Source organism: Streptomyces auratus, assembly GCF_050433025.1.
GTDB classification, from domain to species: domain Bacteria; phylum Actinomycetota; class Actinomycetes; order Streptomycetales; family Streptomycetaceae; genus Streptomyces; species Streptomyces sioyaensis.
This window is the reverse complement of the sequence record NZ_JBNGCB010000001.1, coordinates 2214918-2238774: the sequence shown is the minus strand read 5'-3', so window position 1 is coordinate 2238774 and position 23857 is coordinate 2214918. Positions and strand designations below refer to the sequence as shown.

The window sequence follows — 23857 nt, the reverse complement described above, 5'->3', positions numbered from 1 at the left end:
GCGCCTCTCCGGTCGCTTTGTACGGTGCCGGCCCCGGTGGGCCGGTGCCGGGTCAGTCGCGCACGGGCAGCTCTGCCGCCAGGGCCGCGGCCGCCTGCACCAATGGCAGGGCGAGCAGCGCCCCCGTCCCCTCGCCAGCAGTGACGCCATGGTCGAGCAAAGGGTTGAGCGCGATCCGGTCCAGCGCCTTCGCCTGCGCCGGCTCCCCGCTCGCCTGTCCGGCCACCCACCAGTCCGGCGCCCGGAACGCCACCCGCTGCGCCACCAGCGCACAGGCCGCCGAGACCACCCCGTCCAAAATCACCGGGGTGCGGCGCACCGCGCTCTGCAGCAGAAAGCCGGTCATCGCGGTCAGATCCGCGCCGCCGACCGCGGCCAGCAGCTCCAGCTGATCGCCGAGCACCGGACGGGCCCGCCGCAGCGCATCGCGGATCGCCGCGCACTTGCGCATCCACGCCAGATCGTCGATGGGGGCCCCGCCGCGCCCGGTGACCACCGAGGCGTCCGTTCCGCACAGCGCGGCGATCAGGGTGCTCGCGGCCGTCGTCCCGCCGACGCTCAGATCGCCCAGCACCACCAGATCGGTGCCGGCGTCCGCCTCCTCGTCCGCCAGGGCCATGCCGGCCCGGAACGCCGCCTCGGCCTCCTCGGCCGTCAGCGCGTCCTCGATGTCGATCCGCCCCGAACCGCGCCGCACCCGGTGCCGGGTGACCTCCTCGGGCAGCTCCTCGGGGTCGCAGTCCACCGCCAGATCGACCACCCGCAGCTGCGCCCCCACGCCGCGGGCCAGCACCGCCGCGGGGCTCGTACCGTCCAGCACGGCCCGTACGAGATCCCTGGTGGACCCCGCCGGCCGGGCCGAGACGCCCAGCTGCGCCACCCCGTGATCGCCCGCGAACAGCAGCACCCGCGGCCGCGCGACGGGCCGCACCGGCACCTGCTGCTGCGCGGCGGCCAGCCACTCGCCCAGCTCGTCGAGGCGGCCGAGCGCCCCCGGCGGCACGGACAGGCGCGCCCGCCGCTCCTCGGCGGCACGGCGCACCCCGCCGTCGGGGCGCTCGATCAGGTGGGCGAAGTCATCGAGGTTCAGGGCGCTCATTGGGCGCAGATTACCGTCAACTCACCGCTGACGAGGCACGTCGGGGGGACCGGGCGGCCGCGAACCGCACCTCGCACACCAGGGGCACCAGCGCCCGCACCGGGGCCCGCCGGCCGAGCCACGACGGCAGGCCGTACGCCGTCCACCGCCACGGCGGGCCCGCCGCCGGCACCGGCGCGACCTCGTGCACCGCGGCGATGCCCGGGTGCGCACCGGCCAGCCGCGGCAGTTGGCCGCGGTCCAGCCCCCAGCGCACCGGAGCCGGCCACCGGCCACCGCCCGGCGCGGCCGCGGCCCGCCGGGCCAGCGCCGCGGTCAGCCGTGGCAGGGCGTCAAAAACCAGCGCGCCACCGGGAAACCGCTCCGCACACGCCGCCAGCAGCGCCCGTACCGTCGCCGGCGGCAGCCGCATCAGCACCCCCGGCGCGGTGACGATGACCCCGCGCTGCGGCTCCTGCACCGCGTCCAGCCAGCCGTGGTCGCCCGCCGGGCAGGCGACCGTACGCCGCCGGGGCCCGTCCGGCAGCAGCATCCGGCGCACCGCGGCGGCCTCCGGCACCACCACCGTCAGCCAGGTCAGCCGCCCGTTGTCCAGCCGCCAGAAACCGGTGTCGAGGCCCTCCCCGAGCGCGACCACCGTCGCCTGCGGATGCCGCGCCAGATAGGCCCGGACGGCCGCGTCGAAACGCCGCCCGCGCGCCCCCGGGTCCCGGGCGGGCGCCACGGCACACCCGGCCGGCGCTTCGGTCTCGGTCCGCTCGGATTCGCTCACGGCTCAAGAGCACCCGGCGCCGCACCCCGGGGCAAGCGGACACGGGCCGCACCGGGCATCCGTCATCCACGCAGCGCAAGCGCCTGGCCCGCGACGACCAGCAGCACCTGCTCGCACTCCGCGGCGAACGCCGCGTTCAGCCGCCCCAGTTCGTCGCGGAACCGGCGGCCCGCCGGGGTCGCCGGGACGACCCCGGAGCCGACCTCGTTGCTGACCGCCACCACCGGCCGCCGGGTCGCGCGCACCGCCGCGACCAGCGCATCGGTGCGCTCCCGCAGCGCCCGCCGGCCACCGGCCTCCCAGGTCGCGTCGTCCCACGCCCCGACCTCGTCCATGACATGCGTCAGCCACAGCGCCAGACAGTCGATGAGCAGCGGCGACGCCTCGGCCGCCCGGCCGGCCCCGGCTCCCGCGGCGGGCCCGGCGGACTCCGCCCCCGGCCACCCCGCCCCGGCGCCCCGCCCCGCGGCGTCCTTCCCCGGCCCCGCGGCTTCCGTACCCGGCGCCGGGGCTTCCTCCCCTGGCCCCCCGGCCTCGCCGCCCGGCGTCGCCACGTCCTTCCCCGACCCCCCGGCTTCCCGCCCCGACCCCCCGGCTTCCCGCCCCGGCGTCCCGGCCTCCCGCCCCGGCCTCCCGGCCTCCAGAAGCGGCACCAGATCGCAGGTCTCGACGGTCCGCCAGCTGCTCGGGCGCCGCTCACGGTGCAGCGAGACCCGCTGCGCCCAGTCCTCGTCGCCGTCCCGGGTCCCCCCGGTGGCCACGTACACCACCTCCGGGAAGGCCGCGAGCCGCCGCTCCGCCTCCAGCGACTTCCCGCTGCGCGCGCCGCCCAGCACCAGCGTCCGCCGCGGCAGATCCGGCACGGCGTGATACTCGCCGACCACCAGCGAACTGCCGTCCGCCACCGCCCGGGCGCCCACCACGGCCAGCCTGCGGTGCAGCTCGGGCCCCGGCGGCACGTCGTGGTCCACATGCACCGCGACCACATCCGTCGCCGCGTCGACCAGGCCGGCCGCCCGCAGCCGGGCCAGCGCGTCCGGCCGCGCCAGCACGTCGAGCAGCACCAGGTCGTACGGCCCCGCGCCGCCCTGGCCCCCGGCACCGCCGCCGGCCGACCGGCCGGTGCCGTTGCCCAGCCCGGCCGGTGCCGCGCCCGGCGGCAGATACAGCAGCCGCTCGCCGTCGGCTCCGGAGATCTCATAGCCGGTCCCCGGACCGTCCACCGCGAGGGCCCGCACCCGGTGCCCGTCGAGCAGGGCCAGCTCCCGCCCGTCCGCGACCCGCCCCGGCTGCGGCAGCCCGGCGGGCACCTCCATCGCCGGGCCGTCGTGCGGATGCGAGAGCAGCACCTGCCGGACGCCCGCCAGCGACCGTCCGGCCCGGGCGGCCGCGAAGGCCGGCCCCGGCGTCAGATCGATCAGCAGTACGCCGTCGACGAGCAGCGCGGTCGCCGCCCGCGCCTCGTCGCCGACGGCGGTCGCACAGGCGGCACACGGGCAGCCGGGCCGCGGCAGCCCCTGCGGGGCCCCGGTGCCGAGGAGAGTCACATCCACACCGCCGAGTTTCTCGCGTCCGGCCGCGGTGAGCGCGGCGGGGGCGGACTCGACACGGCCGTTAGGCTGCCGATCAGCACGGAAGCACGGCACCGCGCAACGTGGCAGGACCCGTTCCGCGGTGGCACGGACTCGTACCCGGTGGGATCCAGGAGGCGGACATGGCGTGGACGTGGCGGTTCGAGACGGCGGACGGTGCACAGGCGGCGCCCGCCGTGCAGCCGGAGGAGTTCACCACGCAGGGCGACGCGGAGTCCTGGATCGGCGAGGAGTGGAAGGCCCTCCTCGAAGGCGGCGTCGACCAGGTCAGGCTCTTCGAGGACGGCACGGAGGTCTACGCGGGCCCGATGAGCCTGCACGCGGACGCCGAGGGCTGAGACCGCACACGCCGCGCGGCCGGACCCCACTAAGGGGCCGGCCGCGCGGCGTGTCAGTCGGCAAGAAGGACTGGCCTCAGGGTCGCTGACCCCGCTTGACCTGCGGCTTCGGCAGCCGCAGCCGCCGCATCTGCAGCGTCCGCATCACCGCGTACGCCTTCACGCCCTTGAGGTTCTCGTTCGGGAAGCGCTCCTGCAGCCGCTTGCTCAGCCGGAACCAGATCAGTACCGAGTCGAGCACGATCAGCACGATCAGCACCAGCCACAGCAGCAGCGCGATGCTCTGGATCGACGGCACCCGGATCATGGTGAGCACCAGGATCACCACGGCCATCGGCAGGAAGAACTCGGCGACGCACCAGCGGGAGTCGACATAGTCCCGGGCGAACCGGCGCACCGGCCCTTTGTCGCGCGCCGGCAGATACCGCTCATCGCCGTTGGCCAGCGCCTCGCGCTGACGGGCCATGTCGGCACGGCGGGCCTCACGCTGGGCCTTGGCCGCGTCCTTGCGGTTGGCCGGCGTGTGCGCACGGGAGCGGCGCTGCGACTGCGCGTCGTTGCGTTTGGGCGTCGGCCGGCCCTTGGGGGCCTGCGGATCGCGGGGCTGCTGGGGCTGGTCCGCGGTCACCTTGGCGGTCGCGGCCTGCTCATCCTTCGAACGGCTTCGGAACACAACACCCAAGAGTACGTGCTCGCCGCGGCAGAGCCATGGTCCGACGGCCACGATCCGGCAACGGACCCCCTCCGGCGGCCCCGCCGCACCGGGACCACCCACCCCGCTCACCGGGTCCGAGCGGACATCGAACGGGTCAGAGCGGACATCCCGCCGGTTGTCCGGACTCTCCCTACTCCCTGCGCGGGAGGCAGGGCGCCCGCGATCGTCCTGGAGGAGGAGCGCATCCGGGCGCGAACAGTGCGGTAATGGAACCAGGGCCCGTACTGTGGGGTCTGTAGATGTGCTGGAGCCTAAGCCCGGGGCGACCCGGGTCAGAAGGGGGCGCGCGAGGCCCATGAGCGATGGTGTCATGAAGCGGATGGGGATGATCTTCCGCGCGAAGGCCAACAAGGCCCTGGACCGGGCCGAAGACCCGCGCGAGACCCTCGACTACTCGTACCAGAAGCAGCTGGAGCTGCTGCAGAAGGTGCGCCGCGGGGTCGCCGACGTGGCGACCTCCCGCAAGCGCCTGGAGCTGCAGCTCAACCAGCTCCAGGGCCAGTCCGCCAAGCTGGAGGACCAGGGCCGCAAGGCGCTGGCGCTCGGCCGCGAGGACCTGGCCCGTGAGGCGCTGACCCGGCGCAGCGCGCTGCAGCAGCAGGTCACCGACCTGGAGACGCAGCACCAGACGCTGCAGGGCGAGGAGGAGAAGCTCACGCTCGCCGCCCAGCGCCTGCAGGCCAAGGTCGACGCCTTCCGTACCAAGAAGGAGACCATCAAGGCCACGTACACGGCCGCCCAGGCGCAGACCCGGATCGGCGAGGCCTTCTCCGGCATCTCCGAGGAGATGGGCGACGTCGGCATGGCCATCCAGCGCGCGGAGGACAAGACCGCGCAGCTGCAGGCCAGGGCCGGTGCCATCGACGAGCTGATGGCCTCCGGCGCGCTGGACGACCCGTCCGGCATGGCCAAGGACGACATCACCGCCGAGCTGGACCGGCTCTCCGGCGGCAGCGATGTCGAACTGGAGCTACAGCGGATGAAGGCCGAACTCTCGGGAGGCTCGTCCGCCGGCCAGCAGGCCATCGAGAGCGGTCAGAACGGCGAGGCGAAGCCCGCCCCGCAGCAGGACCAGCCGCGTTTCGACAAGCAGTGACGGTCCGCGGCGGCTAACCTCGCAAGGATCGTCGGACCGGACCAAGGGAGACCGTCGTGATCGTACGGATCATGGGGGAGGGCCAGGTGAAGCTGGACGATGCCCACTTCACCGAGCTCAACAAGCTGGACGATGAGCTGCTCGCCGAGATGGAGAGCGGCGACGAAGAAGGCTTCCGGCGCACGCTCGGCGCCCTGCTGGACGCCGTGCGCCGCCTGGGCACGCCGCTCCCCGACGACGCCCTCGAACCGTCCGCCCTCATCCTGCCGTCCCCGGAGGCCTCGCTCGACGAGGTCCGCGAGATGCTCAGCGACGACGGCCTGATCCCGGGCTGATCTCCGGCGGGCCCCGCCCCGGTCACTCCACTCCAGCGCACAGCACTCCAGCGCACAGCGCCCCGGTCCCCGTGCAGGGACCGGGGCGCTACCGTTTGCTCTTGTGAGCCTCCTCGATCCCCGCCCGGACACGTCGCGCGCCGGCCGCTTCCAGTGGCACCGCACGCATCCGCGCGCATGGGACGCCGCCGTGGCCGTCGCCGTCTTCGGGTGCATCCTGTTCGGCGCGATGGCCGGTCCGCACGGCTCGCACGGCGAACGGTTCGTCCGCCACGAACTGTCCGCCACCGCCGTGGTGCTGGCCGCACTGGCCTGTGCCGCCCTGGTCCTGCGCCGCCGGCTGCCCCGCACCGTCCTGGCCGCGACGGTCCTGCTCACCCTCGCCGAACTGCTCACCCGCACCGGCACCCTGGGGGCCCCGGTGGCCGCCGCCACCGTGATCGCCCTGTACGGCCTGGCCTCCCGCACCGACCGCCCCACCACCTGGCGGGTGGGCGCGCTGACCGTCGTCGTGCTGACCGCCGCCGCGATGCTCTACGGGCCCCGCCCCTGGTACGCACAGGAGAACATCGGGATATTCGCCTGGACGGGCATGGCCGCGGCGGCCGGCGACGCGGTCCGCAGCCGCCGCGCCTTCGTCGACGCCATACGGGAGCGCGCTGAACGCGCCGAGCGCACCCGCGACGAGGAGGCCCGGCGCCGGGTCGCCGAGGAGCGCCTGCGGATCGCCCGCGAGCTGCACGATGTCGTCGCCCACCACATCGCTCTGGTCAACGTCCAGGCCGGGGTCGCCTCGCACGTCATGGACAACCGCCCCGACCAGGCCAAGGAGGCGCTGGCGCACGTCCGCGAGGCGTCCCGCTCCGCGCTGGAGGAACTCCGCACCACCGTGGGGCTGCTGCGGCAGTCCGACGACCCGAAGGCACCGACCGAGCCGGCACCGGGCCTGGGCGTCCTCGACCAGCTCGTCGAGGGGTTCGTCCGCGCCGGGATCCCCGTCGACCTGGAGATCCCGCCGCTGCCGAGGCCGCTGCCCGCCTCCGCCGACCTCACCGCCTACCGTGTGGTCCAGGAAGCGCTGACCAACGTCCACAAGCACGCCGGAGAGGGGGCCCGTGCCACGGTACGGATCGTCCACTCCGACACCGCGCTGACCGTGACCGTCCTGGACGACGGCGCCGGCCGGGCCGGCGTACCGCGCCAGAAGGGCGGTGAGCGGGCCGTGGAGCCGGACGAGCCCGGCGGTGGCCACGGCCTGATCGGGATGCGCGAGCGGGTCTTCGCGCTGCGCGGCACCGTCGTGACCGGCCCCCGCGCGGCCGGCGGCTTCCAGGTGCGGGTGACCCTTCCACTGCAGACCGTCCGTACGGGGGAGACGACATGACGATCAAGGTGCTGCTCGCCGATGACCAGGCGCTGCTGCGCAGCGCGTTCCGGGTGCTGGTGGACTCCGAACCGGACATGCGGGTGGTGGGGGAGGCCTCCGACGGCGCCCGGGCGTACGAGCTGACCCGGGCCGAGCGCCCCGATGTCGTCCTGATGGACATCCGGATGCCCGGCGTCGACGGCCTGGCGGCCACCCGCATGATCAGCGAGGACCCCGACCTCACCGAGGTCCGGGTGGTCATCCTGACCACGTTCGAGGCCGACGACTATGTGGTGCAGTCGCTGCGCAACGGCGCCAGCGGCTTCCTCGGCAAGGGCGCCGAACCGGACGAGATGCTGCATGCCATCCGGATCGCGGCGGCCGGTGAGGCGCTGCTGTCACCGGTCGCGACCAAGGGGCTGATCGCCAAGTTCCTCGCGCAGGGCGGGAGTTCGGGTGACGGCGACCGTAGTGGGCGGGGCACCGAGCGGCTGGCGACGCTGACCGGCCGGGAGCGGGAGGTGCTGACGCTGGTGGCCGGCGGGCTCTCCAACGACGAGATCGCCGAACAGCTCGCGGTCAGCCCGCTCACCGTCAAGACGCATGTGAACCGCGCGATGGCCAAGCTCGGGGCCCGCGACCGCGCCCAGTTGGTGGTCATCGCCTACGAGTCCGGACTCGTACGCCCACGGGTGCAGTAAGGGTGGAGTAAAGGTACTCCGAACGCGGTACACCCCCGGCCCGGAAACCGACCTGCGAGCGAGGAAAACCGGCCAGGACATGCCGGAAGGTTGAGGTGGGCTGTAAAGGCCCCTGTCCTCGGGCCCCAGCAGGCCCCGCCGCCCTTTCGGAACAGAAGAGAGTGACCCCACCATGTCCTGGCTGTCCCGCCTCAGCCTCGTACAACGGGGCCTGATAGCGCTGATGTCGATCGTGGCGATCGCCTTCGGCGCCATCGCGATCCCACAGCTCAAGCAGCAGCTCCTGCCCTCCATCGAACTCCCGATGGTGTCCGTCCTGGCGCCCTATCAGGGTGCCTCGCCCGACGTCGTCGAGAAGCAGGTGATCGAACCGCTGGAGGACGGCGTCCAGGGGGTCGACGGCATCAAGTCCGTCACCTCGACGTCGAGCGAGGGCTCGGGCGTCATCATGGCGCAGTTCGACTACGGCAATGACTCCAAGCGCCTGGTCGCCGATGTCCAGCAGGCCGTGAACCGGGCCCGCGCCAAGCTGCCCAAGGACGTCGACCCGCAGGTGGTGTCCGGCTCGACCGACGACATCCCCACCGTGGTCCTCGCCGTCTCGTCCGACTCCAAGGACCAGCAGACGCTGGCCGACCAGCTCAACCGCAGCGTCGTACCGGACCTGAAGAACATCGACGGCGTCAGCCAGGTCACCGTGGACGGCGTCCAGGACCGGATCGTCGCGGTCACCCCCGACGACAAGAAGCTCGCCGCGGCCGGGCTGAGCGCCCAGTCACTGGGCCAGGCGCTGCAGAACGGCGGCACGTCGGTGCCCGCCGGCTCGTTCGCCGAGGGCGGCAAGAGCAAGACCGTCCAGGTCGGCGCCGGCTTCACCTCCGTCGCACAGATCAAGGACCTGGCCCTCGCCCCGTCCGCGGGCGGCGGCGCGGGTGCCGGTGCCTCCGCGGGCGGCGGCCCGTCGGCAGGTGGCGGTGCGGGTGCCGGTGCCGGTGCAGCGGCAGGCGGCGCTCCCGCCGCGGGCGGCGCGCGTGCGTCCGAGCCGGTCCGCCTCGGCGATGTCGCCACCGTCAAGGAGGAGCAGGCCACCCCGACCTCCCTCACCCGCACCAACGGCAAGCCCAGCCTCGGCGTGATGGTGACGATGGACAAGGACGGCAGCGCCGTCGCCATCTCCGACGCGGTCAAGGACAAGCTCCCCAAGATCCGTCAGGACCTGGGCCAGGGCACCCACCTCACGGTCGCCTCCGACCAGGGCCCGCAGGTCTCCAAGTCGATCGACTCGCTGACCACCGAGGGCCTGCTCGGCCTCGCCATGGCGGTCATCGTCATCCTGGTCTTCCTGCTCAGCCTGCGCTCCACCCTGGTGACCGCGGTCTCCATCCCGCTCTCGGTCGTCATCACCCTGATCGTGCTGTGGACCGGTGACCTCTCCCTCAACATGCTCACCCTCGGCGCGCTGACCATCGCGATCGGCCGCGTCGTCGACGACTCCATCGTCGTCCTGGAGAACATCAAGCGGCACCTGGGCTATGGCGAGGAGCGCCGCGAGGCCATCCTCTCCGCCGTCAAGGAGGTCTCCGGAGCGATCACTTCGTCCACCCTCACCACGGTCGCGGTCTTCCTCCCGATCGGTGTGGTCGGCGGCATGATCGGCGCCCTGTTCGGCTCCTTCTCGCTGACGGTGACGGTCGCCCTGCTCTCCTCCCTGATCGTCTCCCTGACGGTCGTTCCGGTGCTGTCCTACTGGTTCCTGCGCGCCCCGAAGCTGCCCGAGGGCACCACCGCGGACGACCTGCGGCGCGCGGCCGAGGAGAAGGAGGCCAAGAGCCCCCTCCAGCGCCTCTACGTCCCGGTCCTGCGGTTCGCCACCCGCCGTCGGTTCACCAGCCTGGTCATCGCCGTGGTGATCCTTCTCGGCACCATGGGCATGGGCCCCCTGCTCAAGACCAACTTCCTCGACCAGGGCTCCCAGGACACCCTCACCCTCAAGCAGGAACTCAAGCCCGGCACCAGCCTGGACGCGGCCGACAAGCAGGCCAAGAAGGTCGAGAAGCTGCTCGGGTCCAACGACGACATCGCCGACTACCAGGTCACCGTCGGTTCCTCCGGCTTCATGGCGGCCTTCGGCGGCGGCACCGGCGCCAACCAGGCCTCCTACCAGCTCAAGCTGAAGGACTCCGCGGACTCCGGCAAGGTCACCGACGACCTGCGGGCCGGCCTCGACAAGCTCGGCAAGTCCATCGGCGACACCACCTTCAGCACCGGCGGCGGCTTCGGCAACCAGAACCTGAGCGTGGTCGTCAAGGCCGGTGACGCCGGCGTCCTGAAGCAGGCCAGCGAGCAGGTCCGCAAGACGGTGGCCGGACTCGACCACGTCACCGACGTCAAGAGCGACCTCTCCGAGAGCGTGCCGCGGATCTCGGTGAAACCCAACGCCAAGGCGGCCGCGGCCGGTTACGACCAGACCACGCTCGGCGCGGCGGTGACCCAGGCGGTCCGCGGCACCGAGAGCGGCAAGGCCGTCCTGGACGACACCGAGCGGGACATCGTCATCAAGGCGGCCCATCCGGCCACCACCGAGGACGACCTGAAGAACCTGGCCGTCCCGACCCCGTCCGGCCCGGCCAAGCTCAGCAGCCTCGCCACCGTCCAGACCGTCCCCGGCCCGGTCCAGATGACCCGGATCGACGGCGCCCGCTCGGCGACCGTCACCGCCAAGCCGACCGGCGACAACACCGGTGCGGTCAGCGCCGAGTTGCAGAAGAAGATCGATGCGCTGAAGCTGCCGGACGGTGCCACCGCGAAGATCGGCGGCGTCTCCCAGGACCAGTCCGACGCGTTCTCCTCGCTCGGCCTCGCGATGCTGGCGGCCATCGCCATCGTCTTCATGCTCCTGGTGGCCACCTTCCGCTCGCTGATCCAGCCGATGATCCTCCTCGTCTCGATCCCCTTCGCGGCAACCGGAGCGATCGGCCTGCTGGTCGCCACCGGCACCCCGCTGGGCGTCCCGGCGATGATCGGCATGCTGATGCTGATCGGCATCGTGGTCACCAACGCCATCGTGCTGATCGACCTCATCAACCAGTACCGGTCGCAGGGTTACGGCGTCGTGGAGGCGGTCATCGAGGGCGGCCGCCACCGCCTCCGCCCGATCCTGATGACCGCCCTGGCCACGATCATGGCGCTGCTCCCGATGGCGCTCTCCATCACCGGTGACGGCGGCTTCATATCCCAGCCGCTCGCCGTGGTCGTGATCGGCGGCCTGATCACCTCCACCCTCCTGACCCTCCTCCTCGTCCCGACGCTCTACGCGATGATCGAACTCCGCAAGGAGCGCCGGGCGAAGAAGAAGGCCGCAAAGCGGAACGACACCTCCGGCCCGCAGTCCGGGAAGGACGACCGCACCCCGGAGCCGGCGACCGTCTGACGACGACGCCCCGGCGACGAATCGATGCCCCCGCAGGCCGGTGCTTGCGGGGGCATCGTGCTGGGCGTTCCCGGGACGGGCTCGACCGGTACTGACTTCGCCCGCCCCGTCCGCAGTCCGGGGCCACGTACGCATTCGGAGGCGCACCTCTCGCCGACCGCGGAGAGTGATGGTTTGGTGGCTGATGGTTGCCGAACCGACGAAAGGTGAGCGAGCGTGCCGAGTGCTCCGGCCCGCAGGGTCGTCCCCGTAACCGCTGCCGCGCTGCTGCTCCCGCTGGCCCTCGTGGCCGCCCCGCCTGCCGGCGCCGAGGAATCCACCGCCGCCGTCCGGGTGGCGGTCACCGGCGGCTCGTACACCGCCAGCGTGGGACTCGTCCGGACGGGCCCGCGCACTCTCTTCGGCGGCTTCTACTGCGCCGCCGACGGCATCGGCCCCACGCCGCTGACCGCCCTGGTCGACGCCGACGACATCTACGGCCTCGGCGGGGTCCGGGCGAGCTGGGACGCCACCACCCAGGACTACGTGGTCACCGAGATCCACGGCGACGCCGCGGACAGCACCAAGAAGTGGAACGCGTACGTGAACGAGAAGAAGATCACGAAGGGCCCCTGCCACACCGCGATCAAGGGCGGCGACAAGGTCCGCTGGACCCTGGAGGCCGCCCCCGCCGCGTCCGGAACCGGTACGGCCGAACGGCCACCGCGCCGCCGCCGGGAACGCTGACCGGGCGGGCACGCAGCCAACTCGGCGCCCGCCCCCACCCACCGCCACGTACTCCACTCACGGGAGGGGACGGGCCGGAGGGGCCTGGTGTGTGGACGTAAAGCGAAGCAGTCCACACACCAGGCCCCGGAGGCCCGTCACCGCACCCGACACCCACCCAGCCCGCCGCAGGCGCAACGGCGAGAAGAAGCACGGCGGGAAAGCCGACAACGTCCGGCGGCGCCGCAAAGCGCAACGGCGAGAAGCAACCACGGCGGGCCAGCCGACACCGTCCGGCGGCGCCGCAAAGCGCAACGGCGACAAACCCCCACGGCGGGAAAGCCGAAAACGCGCGGCCCGGCCGACAACGTCGGCTACGGCAACGCCAGCATCCGCTCCAACGCCAGCTTCGCGAAGCTCTCCGTCTCCTTGTCGACCTCGATGCGGTTGACGACCTTGCCGGCGGCGAGGGACTCCAGCGCCCACACCAGGTGGGGGAGGTCGATGCGGTTCATCGTCGAGCAGAAGCAGACCGTCTTGTCGAGAAAGACGATCTCCTTGTCCTCCGCGGCGAAGCGGTTGGCCAGCCTGCGGACGAGGTTCAGCTCGGTGCCGATGGCCCACTTCGAGCCGCGCGGGGCGGCCTCCAGGGCCTTGATGATGTACTCCGTCGAGCCGACCTGGTCCGCCGCCGCCACGACCTCGTGCTTGCACTCGGGGTGGACGAGGACATTGACGTCGGGGATGCGCGCCCGTACGTCGTTCACCGACTCCAGCGAGAAGCGGCCGTGCACCGAGCAGTGGCCGCGCCACAGGATCATCTTCGCGGCCCGCAGCTGCTCGACGGTCAGGCCGCCGTTCGGCTTGTGCGGGTTGTAGACCACGCAGTCGTCCAGGGACATGCCCAGGTCGCGGACGGCGGTGTTCCGGCCGAGGTGCTGGTCCGGCAGGAAGAGGACCTTGCTCGTCGCGGGGTCGCCCTGCGCGAAGGCCCAGTCCAGCGCCCGCTTGGCGTTGGAGGACGTACAGATCGTGCCGCCGTGCTTGCCGGTGAAGGCCTTGATGTCGGCCGAGGAGTTCATGTACGAGACGGGCACCACCTGCTCGGCGATACCGGCCTCGGTGAGCTGGTCCCAGCACTCGGCGACCTGCTCGGCGGTGGCCATGTCGGCCATCGAGCAGCCGGCGGCCAAGTCGGGGAGGACGACCTGCTGGTCGTCGCCGGTGAGGATGTCGGCCGACTCCGCCATGAAGTGCACACCGCAGAAGACGATGTACTCGGCGTCCGGCCGGGCGGCGGCGTCCCGCGCGAGCTTGAAGGAGTCGCCGGTGACATCGGCGAACTCGATGACCTCGTCGCGCTGGTAGTGGTGCCCCAGGATGAAGACCTTGTCCCCGAGCTTCGCCTTGGCCGCGCGGGCGCGCTCGACGAGATCGGGGTCCGACGGAGCCGGCAGATCGCCGGGGCACTCCACGCCGCGCTCGCTCTTCGGGTCGGCCTCGCGGCCGAGGAGGAGCAGGGCCAGCGGGGTCGGCTGGACGTCCAGGGGCTGGGCGGTGGTCACAACACGCACCCTCTCTTTTCTGCGGACGGCTCTTGCACAAGCCTTTTCGTCTATTTGACGCTATCTATCATAGCTGCTTCACGTCACTTTGACGATGGGGCTTGTGTCGATGTGACGCATCAGCGCCCCGCCGTGTGTGGTCGGCCACCTGTTCCTGTCCGCCAGTGTGCGAGCATGATGGGAGAACAATGTGAGAAGCCGCCCCCGGCGGTGTGCCGGAAGGCTTCTCGACATGTGGTGCCCAGCCGGAATTAATCCGGGACGTCGTTGGTTGCAGCTGGTTGCATCCGATGACAAGCGGTCCGTACAACCCGGGAGAGATCTAGATGAGCGTTCAGGACGAGACCACCGTCAGCGACGGCATCATCCTGTCCGACGCGGCCGCGTCGAAGGTCAAGAGCCTGCTGGAGCAGGAAGGCCGGGACGACCTCGCGCTGCGGGTGGCCGTTCAGCCCGGCGGCTGCTCCGGACTGCGCTACCAGCTCTTCTTCGACGAGCGCTCGCTCGACGGCGATGTCGTCAAGGACTTCGACGGTGTCAAGGTCGTCACCGACCGGATGAGCGCCCCCTACCTGGGCGGTGCCTCCATCGACTTCGTCGACACCATCGAGAAGCAGGGCTTCACGATCGACAACCCGAACGCCACCGGCTCCTGCGCCTGCGGCGACTCCTTCAGCTAAGGAGCTCGGGCAGTACGTACGGAAGGCGGCGCCCCCCGAGTGGGGGAGCGCCGCCTTTCGTTGTTTCCGCCTCCGGTGCCTCGGTGATTTCCGGCGCCCACGCCCCGCCCCGGAGGCCCGGAGGCCCGTGCACACCCGTTACTGCTTGGGCACCGACTCACCCGTCGAGACGTCGACCACCTTCCGGCCGTCCAGCGGCTTGTGCAGCGTCACGGTCTTGGTGAACTCCTTGGCGATCTTCACGCAGATCTGGCCGGGCTTCTTGTCCTTGCCGACGACCTTGGTCTGCACTGCCGAGCCGGACTCCTCGGCGCTCACCGAGTAGACGCTGCACACCCCGCCCCAGAAGTGCACCGTCAGCTTCTTGCCGCCGTCGCTCACGTCGTACGACTCCAGGGCCATCGCCCCGGGCTTCCCGGACGGCTTCTGCGGCTTCCCCGGGCCCTGCGAGCTGCCCCCGCCGTCCCGGTGGGCCAGGTACTTCGGGTTCACGGCCGGCTGCGCGACCGTCGAGGTGGCGTCCGGGCCGCTGCCGGCGCCCGGCTGGCGCACCGTGTACAGCCACGACGGCACCAGCGCCTGCCCGCCGTCCACGTACTGGACCGAGAGGCCAAAGGCCGCGCCGGTCACCTCGGACGGCCGCTGCGCCTTCGTCGGCGCCGGCTCGCACGGCGCGATCCCGCCGGCCTTGCCGTCCTTGGTGTCCTTCTTGCCGGGCGGGGAGGGGCAGCCGGCCGGCTTGCGGCCCTCGCCCGAGTTCAGCCGGTCCAGCGTCCTGTCGGCGTTCAGCACCGGATACTCCGCGCCCTTGACCGGGTTCGCGAACTGGCCGCTGCCGCCGACCACTTGACCGTCCGAGCCGACCTGCAGATCGCTCTGCCAGCCGTACGTCGGCAGCCCGCCCAGCACCGGGTTCGTGGTGACGATCCGCACCGCACCGGACAGCCCGCCCGCATCGAGCCTGGCGTCCTCCTGGCCGAGCGCCTTCAGCACCGGCCGCACCGCCTGCTTGGCCTTCTCCGGCGAGACCGCGCCCCTGCCGCTGCTGTCGTCCTCGGTCGCGATGTCCCCGCCGCCGCGGTACGACGGACAGCCGGGCCGGCTCGACGCGGCGGCACCGTCCCCGCCCTTGTCGCCCTTGGGGGAAGCGGGCAGCGCACAGTTGGTGCCGCCCGGGGTGCCGTACTGCGAGAACGTCCAGGAGCCCGAGCCGGTCTTGTTCACCTGGAGGACGGGGCCGCGGCCGTCCCGCGTCGGCCCGCCGACCTTCCAGGTGGTGCCCTCCGAGCGGACCTTTCCGGCCACATCCAGGGCCTTGGCCAGCCGCTCCACGGACTCCCGGCTGATCTCGCCCTTGGGGCGGTAGACCGGCGCGGCCGCCGGACCGCCGGGCAGCTTCTTCACCGCCCGGTACTTCGCACCCTGCGGATTGGGCTCACCGGCCGCGATCGAGCCGCCGGAGTAGCCGTCGAGCGCGAGGGGCGGCGGGTCGCCCTTGGCCGAGCCGGCGGCCCCGCTGCCGGACGTGGACGAGGCCCAGTACGCCGCGCCGCCCCCGGCCAGCAGCACCGCGGCGGCCACCGACGCGACCACCGCCGGGGTGCGCCGCCTGCGCTCCGTGGGGTTCGGGCTGTCGTTGCTGTCCTCGGTGTTCACCGCATCGCTCCTTCGGCTCCGCTGAACATCTGACGTGCCATCCTCCGTGAGGGGACGCCGATGGGACGGAGCGGGGGTGGATGCGGTTCCCGCCGGGCGCCGTTCGGCCCCCGGCGGGCGCGCGGTCAGTCGCCGTACTCGGACATTCCGTCCACCAGAGCGGCGGAGGACGAGGGGACCTTGACGCCGTGCAGATCGGCGGCCCGCCCCGGTGCCGGTGCGGGACTCTGCTCGGTACTCCAGTGACCCCTCATCCGCGCGCAGTCACCGCGCAGCTCATCGAGCGACTCCGGGTCCTGCCGGGCGGGCGAGGCGTCGGGGGACGGTGTGACGGCTTTCACAGGCTTGGTCATAGCGGCACCGTACGCAGTCATAAACCGTGGAGAAAGACCTACTATTGGGTAGTTTCAGTAGCTCAAGTGTCCGGGATGACCGGGTGGCGTGCCACCCCGCCGGGTAGCGTTGCTTCACGTCCGCCCGCCCCTACGCCTTCCGCAGGAGCAGACCCGTCGTGCGTATCGCAGTCACCGGCTCCATCGCCACCGACCACCTGATGACCTTCCCCGGCCGCTTCGCCGATCAGTTGGTCGCCGACCAGCTGCATACGGTCTCCCTCTCGTTCCTGGTCGACCAGCTCGACGTCCGCCGCGGCGGCGTCGCCGCCAACATCTGCTTCGGCATGGGCCAGCTCGGCACCGAGCCGATCCTGGTCGGTGCCGCCGGCAACGACTTCGAGGAGTACCGCGCCTGGCTCGACCGCCACGGCGTCGACACCCGCTCCGTACGCATCTCCGAGGTGCTGCACACCGCGCGCTTCGTGTGCACCACCGACGCCGACCACAACCAGATCGGCTCCTTCTACACCGGCGCGATGAGCGAGGCCCGGCTGATCGAGCTGCAGCACGTCGCCGAGCGGGTCGACGGCCTGGACCTGGTCCTGATCGGCGCGGACGACCCCGAGGCGATGATCCGGCACACCGAGGAGTGCCGCAGCCGCGGTATCCCCTTCGGTGCCGACTTCTCCCAGCAGATCGCCCGCATGGACGGCGACGCCATCCGCACCCTCATGGAGGGCGCCGCCTACCTCTTCTCCAACGAGTACGAGAAGGGCCTGATCGAGTCCAAGACCGGCTGGACCGACGAGGAGATCCTCGCCAAGGTCGGCACCCGCGTCACCACCCTCGGCGCCAGCGGCGTCCGCATCGAGCGGGTCGGCGAGCCGACGATCGAGGTCGGCGTGCCGGAGGAGAAGGTCAAGGCCGACCCGACCGGCGTCGGCGACGCCTTCCGCGCCGGCTTCCTGTCCGGCCTGGCCTGGGGCGTCGGCCTGGAGCGCGCCGCGCAGGTCGGCTGCATGCTCGCGACCCTGGTCATCGAGACCGTCGGCACCCAGGAGTACGAGCTGCACCGCAGCCACTTCATGGACCGCTTCACCAAGGCCTACGGCCACGAGGCCGCGAACGAGGTCCAGCAGCACCTGGCCTGAACCACCGCGTCAGGCGCGGCGCCGCACGACATACGCGGCGCCGCGCCCGGCCGCCCGCTCACCCACGTACTCCTGGTCGCGCATGGTGCACCAGGCGGGGATGTCCTGCCGGGCGGCCTCGTCGTCGGAGAGCACCGTCACCGTCTGGCCGACCGGCACCTCGCCGATCACCTTCGCGAGCTCGATGACGGGGATCGGGCAGCGCTTGCCCAGCGCATCGACGACCAGCCCGGCCGCCTCGGCGGGCTCCGCGGCCGGTGCCGCCGGGGCGGTCTGCGGAGCCCCGCCGTCCGCCGCCGGCACCTCCCCGCCGCCCGCCGCCGGGACGCCCAGCCGCTCCCGCACCGAGCGCACCACCTGCGGCAGCACCGCCAGGAAGCGCTCCACCTCCGCCTCGGCCGTGCCGTACGGCAGCGAGATCCGGACATTTCCCTCGGACAGCACCCCCATCGCCCGCAGCACATGGCTCGGCGTCAGGGTGCTGGACGTACACGACGAGCCGGACGACACCGAGAAGCCCGCCCGGTCCAGCTCGTGCAGCAGGGTCTCCCCGTCGACATAGAGACAGGAGAAGGTGACGAGATGCGGCAGGCGGCGCACCGGGTCGCCGACCACCTCCACGTCCGGCACCAGCTCCGGCACCCGTGCGCGGATCCGGTCCACCAGGAGCCGCAGCCGCGCCGCTTCCGCGTCCGTCCCCGGGTCCGCCCGCAGCGCGCGCAGCGAAGCCGCGGCGGCCACGATCGCCGGGAGGTTCTCGAAGCCCGGGCTGCGGCCCGACTCCCGCTCGTCCGCCGGCCCCTGGGGCGCGAACCGGGTCCCCTTGCGGACCGCGAGCAGCCCCACACCGGGCGGACCGCCCCACTTGTGGGCGCTGGCCGCCAGCAGCGACCAGGGGCCGGGCACCGGCCCCCACGGCAGCGACTGGGCCGCGTCCACCAGCAGCGGCACCCCCGCCTCCCGGCAGAGCTCCGCCACCTCGTCGACCGGCTGCTCGGTCCCCACCTCGTGGTTCGCGGACTGGAGGCAGACCAGCGCGGTGTCCGTACCGAGCGCGGCGGCCACCTCGCCGGCCGCCACCCGACCCGTACGGTCCACCGGCAGCTCCGCCCGGCTCCCGCCGGCCGCCTCATGGACCTCGGCGGCATGCAGCACCGAGGAGTGCTCGACGGCGGAGTGCAGCAGCCGGCGGCCGGCCCGCCGACGGGCCGCCAGCGCGCCGGACACTCCCGTATGGACCGCCTGTGTCCCCGAAGGGGTGAAAACCAATTCGTCCGGGCGACAGCCGACCGCCTCGGCCGCGGCCTCCCGGGCGGCGTCCAGCAGCAGCCGGGCGCGCCGCCCCTCGCGATAGAGGCGGGCCGGGTCGGCCCACCCTTCGTCGAGCGAGGCGAGGAGCGCCTCGCGGGCGACGGGGTGCAGCGGGGCGGTCGAGGCCGCGTCGAAGTAGGGCACGTAACGACGGTAGAACACCGGCCGCGGGCGGTGCGTGGAATCGGTCCGGCGGCGGACGGGGCGGCCGCCGGGGCCCGGACGAAGCGGCCCGGGCGCGGTGCCGGGTACGGCGTCAGATGCCTGGTGGAAGCGGGTATTCGGGGGTTCGGCGGGCCGCCCGCCATGGGCCTGGCCACCCCTTAGGGGTGCGGCGCGGCGCGTTGGGCACCCTCCCCGCGCGACCCCAAATAGCGTCCAGTAAGGTTTGGCCCGCATAAACATCCAAACCCCTGCCCGACGCAGGGCGGCGACCGACCAGCGAGTAAGGCCGCAGCCGACCGCGCGGGCGAGACTCTCGGGAAGGCGCTACGTGAGTCCCAACGGCTCCGACCGCTCGTCGCGGCGCCCGATGCGGCGGAAGCTGCCGCAGGTGCTTGCTGCGGGCCTGGTCCTGGCGACCGCTACTGGTTGCACATATAAGGACTTCCCCCGCCTCGGCATGCCAACGCCCGTCACCGACGAGGCGCCGCGGATCCTCTCTCTTTGGCAAGGCTCCTGGGCCGCCGCCCTCGCAACGGGCGTGCTGGTGTGGGGCCTGATCATCTGGAGTGTGATCTTCCACCGCCGCAGCAGGACCAAGGTGGAGGTCCCCGCGCAGACCCGGTACAACATGCCGATCGAGGCGTTGTACACGATCGTCCCGTTCATCATCATTGCGGTGCTTTTCTACTTCACCGCACGTGATGAGAGTGCGCTGCTGAAGACTTCCAAGAAGCCGGACCACGTCGTGAACGTGGTGGGCTTCCAGTGGAGCTGGGCGTTCAACTACCTGGAGAACGTGGACGGCAACAAGTCCACCTCGGCCATCGACTCCAGTGCACTCTCCGCGGTCCCGGACAAGTGGAAGAAGACCGCGCCGGCCGGTGCGGACGGCGTCTACGACGTGGGCACCCCGGGCGAGCGCAACCCGCAGACCGGCAACCCCGGTCCGACCCTGTGGCTGCCGAAGGGCGAGACGGTTCAGTTCGTGCTGACCTCTCGTGATGTCATCCACTCCTTCTGGGTGGTGCCGTTCCTGATGAAGCAGGACGTCATCCCGGGCCACACCAACGTCTTCGAGGTGACTCCCAACAAGGAGGGCACCTTCATGGGCAAGTGCGCCGAGCTCTGCGGCGTCGACCACTCCCGGATGCTCTTCAACGTCAAGGTCGTGTCCCCCGAGCGGTACCGGGCACACCTGAAGGACCTGGCGAAGAAGGGCCAGACCGGATACCTGCCGTCGGGCATCAAGCAGACGGATCACGCCAGGAATGCGGAGACGAAGAACCAGTGAGCATCCTCAACGAACCTCAGGGTGCCGCCGCCGATACGGCTCCGGCAGCACCGCCCGTACGCAAGAAGCAACCCGGTATCGCTGCCGTCCAGTGGCTCACCACCACTGACCACAAGACGATCGGCACGCTCTACCTGGTCACGTCGTTCGCGTTCTTCTGCATCGGCGGCGTGATGGCGCTCCTCATGCGCGCCGAACTGGCCCGTCCCGGCACGCAGATCATGTCGAACGAGCAGTTCAACCAGGCGTTCACGATGCACGGCACGATCATGCTGCTGATGTTCGCGACGCCGCTGTTCGCCGGTTTCGCGAACTGGATCATGCCGCTGCAGATCGGCGCGCCCGACGTGGCGTTCCCGCGGCTGAACATGTTCGCCTACTGGCTCTACCTCTTCGGCTCGCTGATCGCGGTGGCCGGCTTCCTCACCCCGCAGGGTGCGGCGGACTTCGGCTGGTTCGCGTACTCGCCGCTGTCGGACGCGGTGCGTTCGCCGGGCGTCGGCGCGGACATGTGGATCATGGGTCTGGCCTTCTCCGGCTTCGGCACGATCCTCGGCTCGGTCAACTTCATCACGACGATCATCTGCATGCGGGCGCCGGGCATGACGATGTTCCGGATGCCGATCTTCGTCTGGAACGTGCTGCTGACCGCCGTGCTGGTCCTGCTGGCCTTCCCGGTGCTGGCGGCCGCGCTGCTCGCGCTGGAGGCGGACCGCAAATTCGGTGCGCATGTCTTCGACGCCGCAAACGGCGGCGCGTTGCTCTGGCAGCACCTCTTCTGGTTCTTCGGCCATCCCGAGGTGTACATCATCGCCCTGCCGTTCTTCGGCATCATTTCCGAGGTCATTCCGGTGTTCTCCCGGAAGCCGATGTTCGGCTACATCGGTCTGATTGCGGCGACGGTTTCGATCGCCGGTCTTTCGGTCACGGTGTGGGCGCACCACATGTATGTGACGGGCGGCGTGCTGTTGCCGTTCTTCTCCTTCATGACGTTCCTCATCGCGGTGCCGACGGGTGTGAAGTTCTTCAACTGGATCGGCACGATGTGGAAGGGCTCACTGTCCTTCGAGACGCCGATGCTGTGGGCGATCGGCTTCCTGATCACCTTCACCTTCGGTGGTCTGACCGGTGTCATCCTGGCCTCGCCGCCGATGGACTTCCACGTCTCCGACTCGTACTTCGTGGTGGCGCACTTCCACTACGTCGTGTTCGGTACGGTCGTCTTCGCGATGTTCGCCGGATTCCACTTCTGGTGGCCGAAGATGACCGGCAAGATGCTGGACGAGCGGCTCGGAAAGATCACCTTCTGGACGCTGTTCGTGGGCTTCCACGGCACCTTCCTCGTCCAGCACTGGCTGGGCGCCGAGGGCATGCCGCGGCGTTACGCGGACTACCTCGCGGCCGACGGCTTCACGACGCTGAACACCATCTCGACGATCAGCTCGTTCCTGCTGGGCCTGTCGATCCTGCCGTTCCTCTACAACGTCTGGAAGACGTCGAAGTACGGCGAGAAGATCGAGGTCGACGACCCGTGGGGCTACGGCCGCTCGCTGGAGTGGGCGACGTCCTGCCCGCCGCCGCGGCACAACTTCCTCACCCTGCCGCGTATTCGCTCCGAATCCCCGGCGTTCGACCTGCACCACCCGGAGATCGCAGCCCTTGACGCGCTGCACAACGGCCACGGCACCGAGGCCGACAAGGCCCTCGCCGGCGGCAAGGAGGCGGGCAAGTGAAGATCCAGGGCAAGATGTTCATCTGGCTCTCCGTCTTCGTCCTCGTCATGGCGATCGTCTATGGCCTGTGGTCGAAGGAGCCTGCGGGTACCACCGCGCTGTTCCTCGCCTTCGGCCTGTGCATCATGGTCGGCTACTACCTGGCCTTCACGGCCCGGCGGGTCGACGCGGGTGCACAGGACAACGAGAACGCCGAGGTCTCGGACGACGCCGGCGAGCTGGGCTTCTTCAGCCCGCACAGCTGGCAGCCGCTGTCCCTGGCGATCGGTGGCGCGCTCGCCTTCCTGGGAGTCGTCTTCGGCTGGTGGCTGCTGTACTTCTCGCTGCCGGTGATCTTCGTCGGACTCTTCGGCTGGGTCTTCGAGTACTACCACGGTGAGAACCGCACGCAGTAAGCACGCGCACTGCCGTACGGCGGGCCCGGACACCCTGACGGGGTGCCCGGGCCCGCCCCGTTTCCGGGCCGGGGACAGACCCGTTTGCAGTCCTCCAGCGCGCTGGGCCAGGTGATTCTTCATATTTTTGGGTCATGAGTCACAGACCTCGAACCCGGACGGTGCTGAGCTGCGGCCTCCTGCTCGTGCCCCTTGCGGTGAGCGCCACCGCGTGCGGGGGCTCGGATTCGGAAGCGCTCTCCGCCGCTCCCTACGACGCGGCCGACCAGATCACGGCCAACACCCCCGACGGCAAAAAGAAGGCGGACCCAGACAAGCCGCTTGAGGTTTCCGTCAAGGGGGACGACGCGCGGATCACCGACGTGACCGCCACCGACTCCACCGGCCGCTTCGTCCGTGGCGAGCTGAGCGCCGACGGCAGGCGCTGGCGCACCACGGTGCCGCTGGCCGCCGGCAGCCGCTACACGGTGCGGGTGAGCACCGAGGACGGGGACGGTGCGCCCGGCCGCAAGACGCTCACGGTCCACACCGCGGACGCCGACGGCCAGTTGACCGCGGTCTTCGGGCCGGAGGGCGGCGAGTACGGCGTCGGCCAGCCGGTCACCGCCGAGCTGAGCCGGCCGGTCAAGGACGCCAAGCAGCGGGCCATCGTCGAGAGCGCCCTGAAGGTCGATTCCATGCCGCGGGTCGAGGGCGCCTGGCACTGGGTGGACGGCAAGAAGCTGCACTTCCGGCCGAAGGAGTACTGGCCCGCCCACGCCACCATCTCGGTGCACAGCAACCTGGCCGGCCTGAAGATCGCCAAGGGGCTCTACGGCGGCCCGTCCAAGCCGCTGCGGCTCACCACCGGCGACCGGGTGGAGGCCATCACCGACGCGGCGGCACACCACATGACGGTGCTGCGCAACGGTGAGGAGATCAACACCATCCCCGTGACCACCGGCAAGCCCGGATTCTCCACCCGTAACGGCGTCAAGGTCGTCCTCGGCAAGGAGAGCTTCGTACGGATGCGCAGCTCGACCGTCGGCATCGCCGCCGGCAGCTCGGACTCCTACGACCTGCCGGTCTACTGGGCCACCCGGGTGACCTGGAGCGGTGAGTACGTGCACGCCGCACCCTGGTCCGTCGGATCCCAGGGCGCGGCGAACGTCAGCCACGGCTGTACGGGCATGTCCACCGGCAACGCCCAGTGGTTCTTCAACCACGTCCGGGTCGGCGACATCGTCAAGGTCGTCAACAGCGGCGGCGAGACCATGACGCCGTTCGACAACGGCTTCGGCGACTGGAACATGCCCTGGCAGGAATGGCGGGCCGGCAGCGCGCTGAAGAACAAGGCGTCCAGCACCACAGGAACCGCCGAGCGCGAACAGAACCCCGCCGACGACGCCCGACTGCGCCCGACCTTCTGAGCGCCGCCCAGCAGGCC

General features: G+C 71.3%; 21 protein-coding genes. 13 read left to right on the top strand and 8 right to left on the bottom strand.

Annotated elements, in window-relative coordinates; all coding sequences use genetic code 11:
* Positions 1-52: 52 nt before the first annotated feature.
* From cobT to BKA18_RS09580, 3 genes are all read right to left on the bottom strand, one after another.
* Positions 53-1099, bottom strand: coding sequence for a nicotinate-nucleotide--dimethylbenzimidazole phosphoribosyltransferase (gene cobT, locus BKA18_RS09590; RefSeq protein ID WP_366047186.1), 1047 nt, complete (start codon positions 1097-1099; stop codon positions 53-55).
* 16 nt (positions 1100-1115) lie between these two features.
* Positions 1116-1871: a class I SAM-dependent methyltransferase gene (locus tag BKA18_RS09585; RefSeq protein ID WP_366047187.1), complete on the bottom strand. Its 756-nt coding sequence runs from the start codon at positions 1869-1871 to the stop codon at positions 1116-1118.
* Between the two features lie 62 nt (positions 1872-1933).
* Positions 1934-3424 (bottom strand): bifunctional adenosylcobinamide kinase/adenosylcobinamide-phosphate guanylyltransferase, encoded by a 1491-nt coding sequence (locus BKA18_RS09580; RefSeq protein WP_366047188.1) that lies wholly within the window; start codon positions 3422-3424, stop codon positions 1934-1936.
* A gap of 161 nt (positions 3425-3585) precedes the next feature.
* Between BKA18_RS09580 and BKA18_RS09575 the strand changes: the two genes are divergently transcribed.
* Positions 3586-3801 carry a hypothetical protein gene (locus BKA18_RS09575; RefSeq protein WP_006606068.1) on the top strand — a complete coding sequence of 72 codons (216 nt, stop codon included), beginning with the start codon at positions 3586-3588 and terminating at the stop codon, positions 3799-3801.
* Between the two features lie 76 nt (positions 3802-3877).
* Here the strand turns inward: BKA18_RS09575 and BKA18_RS09570 are convergent, their stop codons facing one another.
* The gene (locus tag BKA18_RS09570; RefSeq protein WP_006606069.1) at positions 3878-4474 is read right to left on the bottom strand and encodes a DUF3043 domain-containing protein; all 597 of its coding nucleotides are present in this window, start codon (positions 4472-4474) and stop codon (positions 3878-3880) included.
* Between the two features lie 352 nt (positions 4475-4826).
* Between BKA18_RS09570 and BKA18_RS09565 the strand changes: the two genes are divergently transcribed.
* The 6 genes from BKA18_RS09565 to BKA18_RS09540 all read left to right on the top strand — a co-directional run bounded on the left by BKA18_RS09565 (position 4827) and on the right by BKA18_RS09540 (position 12170).
* Positions 4827-5612 carry a PspA/IM30 family protein gene (locus BKA18_RS09565; RefSeq protein ID WP_040899421.1) on the top strand — a complete coding sequence of 262 codons (786 nt, stop codon included), beginning with the start codon at positions 4827-4829 and terminating at the stop codon, positions 5610-5612.
* A gap of 56 nt (positions 5613-5668) precedes the next feature.
* Positions 5669-5947 (top strand): PspA-associated protein PspAA, encoded by a 279-nt coding sequence (gene pspAA, locus BKA18_RS09560; protein ID WP_006606071.1) that lies wholly within the window; start codon positions 5669-5671, stop codon positions 5945-5947.
* Between the two features lie 103 nt (positions 5948-6050).
* Positions 6051-7331, top strand: a complete 1281-nt coding sequence (locus BKA18_RS09555; protein ID WP_366047189.1) for a sensor histidine kinase — start codon at positions 6051-6053, stop codon at positions 7329-7331.
* On the top strand, positions 7328-8014 hold the full coding sequence (locus BKA18_RS09550) for a response regulator (protein WP_006606073.1): 687 nt from the start codon (positions 7328-7330) through the stop codon (positions 8012-8014). The genes BKA18_RS09555 and BKA18_RS09550 overlap by 4 nt, the downstream gene beginning before the upstream one ends.
* A gap of 172 nt (positions 8015-8186) precedes the next feature.
* Entirely contained in the window at positions 8187-11444 is a 3258-nt protein-coding gene (locus tag BKA18_RS09545) for an efflux RND transporter permease subunit (RefSeq protein WP_366047190.1), read from the top strand.
* Between the two features lie 216 nt (positions 11445-11660).
* Positions 11661-12170: a DUF4430 domain-containing protein gene (locus BKA18_RS09540; protein WP_366047191.1), complete on the top strand. Its 510-nt coding sequence runs from the start codon at positions 11661-11663 to the stop codon at positions 12168-12170.
* A 353-nt stretch (positions 12171-12523) separates the two neighbouring features.
* Here the strand turns inward: BKA18_RS09540 and nadA are convergent, their stop codons facing one another.
* Positions 12524-13723: a quinolinate synthase NadA gene (nadA, locus tag BKA18_RS09535; protein WP_366048824.1), complete on the bottom strand. Its 1200-nt coding sequence runs from the start codon at positions 13721-13723 to the stop codon at positions 12524-12526.
* 317 nt (positions 13724-14040) lie between these two features.
* On the opposite strand from nadA, the gene erpA reads away from it, so the two are divergent.
* Positions 14041-14394, top strand: coding sequence for an iron-sulfur cluster insertion protein ErpA (erpA, locus tag BKA18_RS09530; protein ID WP_006606077.1), 354 nt, complete (start codon positions 14041-14043; stop codon positions 14392-14394).
* Between the two features lie 138 nt (positions 14395-14532).
* Here erpA and BKA18_RS09525 read toward each other — a convergent pair whose 3' ends face one another.
* A complete protein-coding gene (locus tag BKA18_RS09525; protein ID WP_366048823.1) occupies positions 14533-16050 on the bottom strand; it encodes a hypothetical protein in 1518 nt (505 codons plus the stop codon).
* A 125-nt stretch (positions 16051-16175) separates the two neighbouring features.
* Entirely contained in the window at positions 16176-16403 is a 228-nt protein-coding gene (locus BKA18_RS09520) for a hypothetical protein (RefSeq protein ID WP_366048822.1), read from the bottom strand.
* Between the two features lie 158 nt (positions 16404-16561).
* On the opposite strand from BKA18_RS09520, the gene BKA18_RS09515 reads away from it, so the two are divergent.
* Positions 16562-17536, top strand: a complete 975-nt coding sequence (locus BKA18_RS09515) for a carbohydrate kinase family protein (RefSeq protein WP_006606080.1) — start codon at positions 16562-16564, stop codon at positions 17534-17536.
* A 9-nt stretch (positions 17537-17545) separates the two neighbouring features.
* On the opposite strand, the gene BKA18_RS09510 is transcribed toward BKA18_RS09515, so the two are convergent.
* Complete coding sequence (locus tag BKA18_RS09510) at positions 17546-18991, bottom strand: cysteine desulfurase/sulfurtransferase TusA family protein (protein WP_366048821.1); 1446 nt, start codon at positions 18989-18991, stop codon at positions 17546-17548.
* Between the two features lie 349 nt (positions 18992-19340).
* Here BKA18_RS09510 and ctaC point away from each other — a divergent pair, with 349 nt between their 5' ends.
* From ctaC to BKA18_RS09490, 4 genes are all read left to right on the top strand, one after another.
* Positions 19341-20303: an aa3-type cytochrome oxidase subunit II gene (gene ctaC / locus BKA18_RS09505; protein ID WP_366048820.1), complete on the top strand. Its 963-nt coding sequence runs from the start codon at positions 19341-19343 to the stop codon at positions 20301-20303.
* On the top strand, positions 20300-22036 hold the full coding sequence (gene ctaD, locus BKA18_RS09500) for an aa3-type cytochrome oxidase subunit I (protein ID WP_093482782.1): 1737 nt from the start codon (positions 20300-20302) through the stop codon (positions 22034-22036). Before ctaC ends, ctaD begins: the two co-directional genes overlap by 4 nt.
* Entirely contained in the window at positions 22033-22431 is a 399-nt protein-coding gene (locus tag BKA18_RS09495; RefSeq protein WP_006606085.1) for a cytochrome c oxidase subunit 4, read from the top strand. The genes ctaD and BKA18_RS09495 overlap by 4 nt, the downstream gene beginning before the upstream one ends.
* 134 nt (positions 22432-22565) lie before the next feature.
* A complete protein-coding gene (locus BKA18_RS09490) occupies positions 22566-23840 on the top strand; it encodes a L,D-transpeptidase (protein ID WP_208859184.1) in 1275 nt (424 codons plus the stop codon).
* Positions 23841-23857 lie beyond the last annotated feature (17 nt).

Bases quoted from the DNA above. Each gene is read 5' to 3' on its own strand.
- BKA18_RS09550 (WP_006606073.1), top strand. From the start codon at position 7,328: ATGACGATCAAGGTGCTGCTCGCCGATGACCAGGCGCTGCTGCGCAGC.
- BKA18_RS09565 (WP_040899421.1), top strand. From the start codon at position 4,827: ATGAAGCGGATGGGGATGATCTTCCGCGCGAAGGCCAACAAGGCCCTG.
- BKA18_RS09575 (WP_006606068.1), top strand. From the start codon at position 3,586: ATGGCGTGGACGTGGCGGTTCGAGACGGCGGACGGTGCACAGGCGGCG.
- BKA18_RS09520 (WP_366048822.1), bottom strand. From the start codon at position 16,403: ATGACCAAGCCTGTGAAAGCCGTCACACCGTCCCCCGACGCCTCGCCC.
- BKA18_RS09545 (WP_366047190.1), top strand. From the start codon at position 8,187: ATGTCCTGGCTGTCCCGCCTCAGCCTCGTACAACGGGGCCTGATAGCG.
- BKA18_RS09490 (WP_208859184.1), top strand. From the start codon at position 22,566: ATGAGTCACAGACCTCGAACCCGGACGGTGCTGAGCTGCGGCCTCCTG.
- cobT (WP_366047186.1), bottom strand. From the start codon at position 1,099: ATGAGCGCCCTGAACCTCGATGACTTCGCCCACCTGATCGAGCGCCCC.
- erpA (WP_006606077.1), top strand. From the start codon at position 14,041: ATGAGCGTTCAGGACGAGACCACCGTCAGCGACGGCATCATCCTGTCC.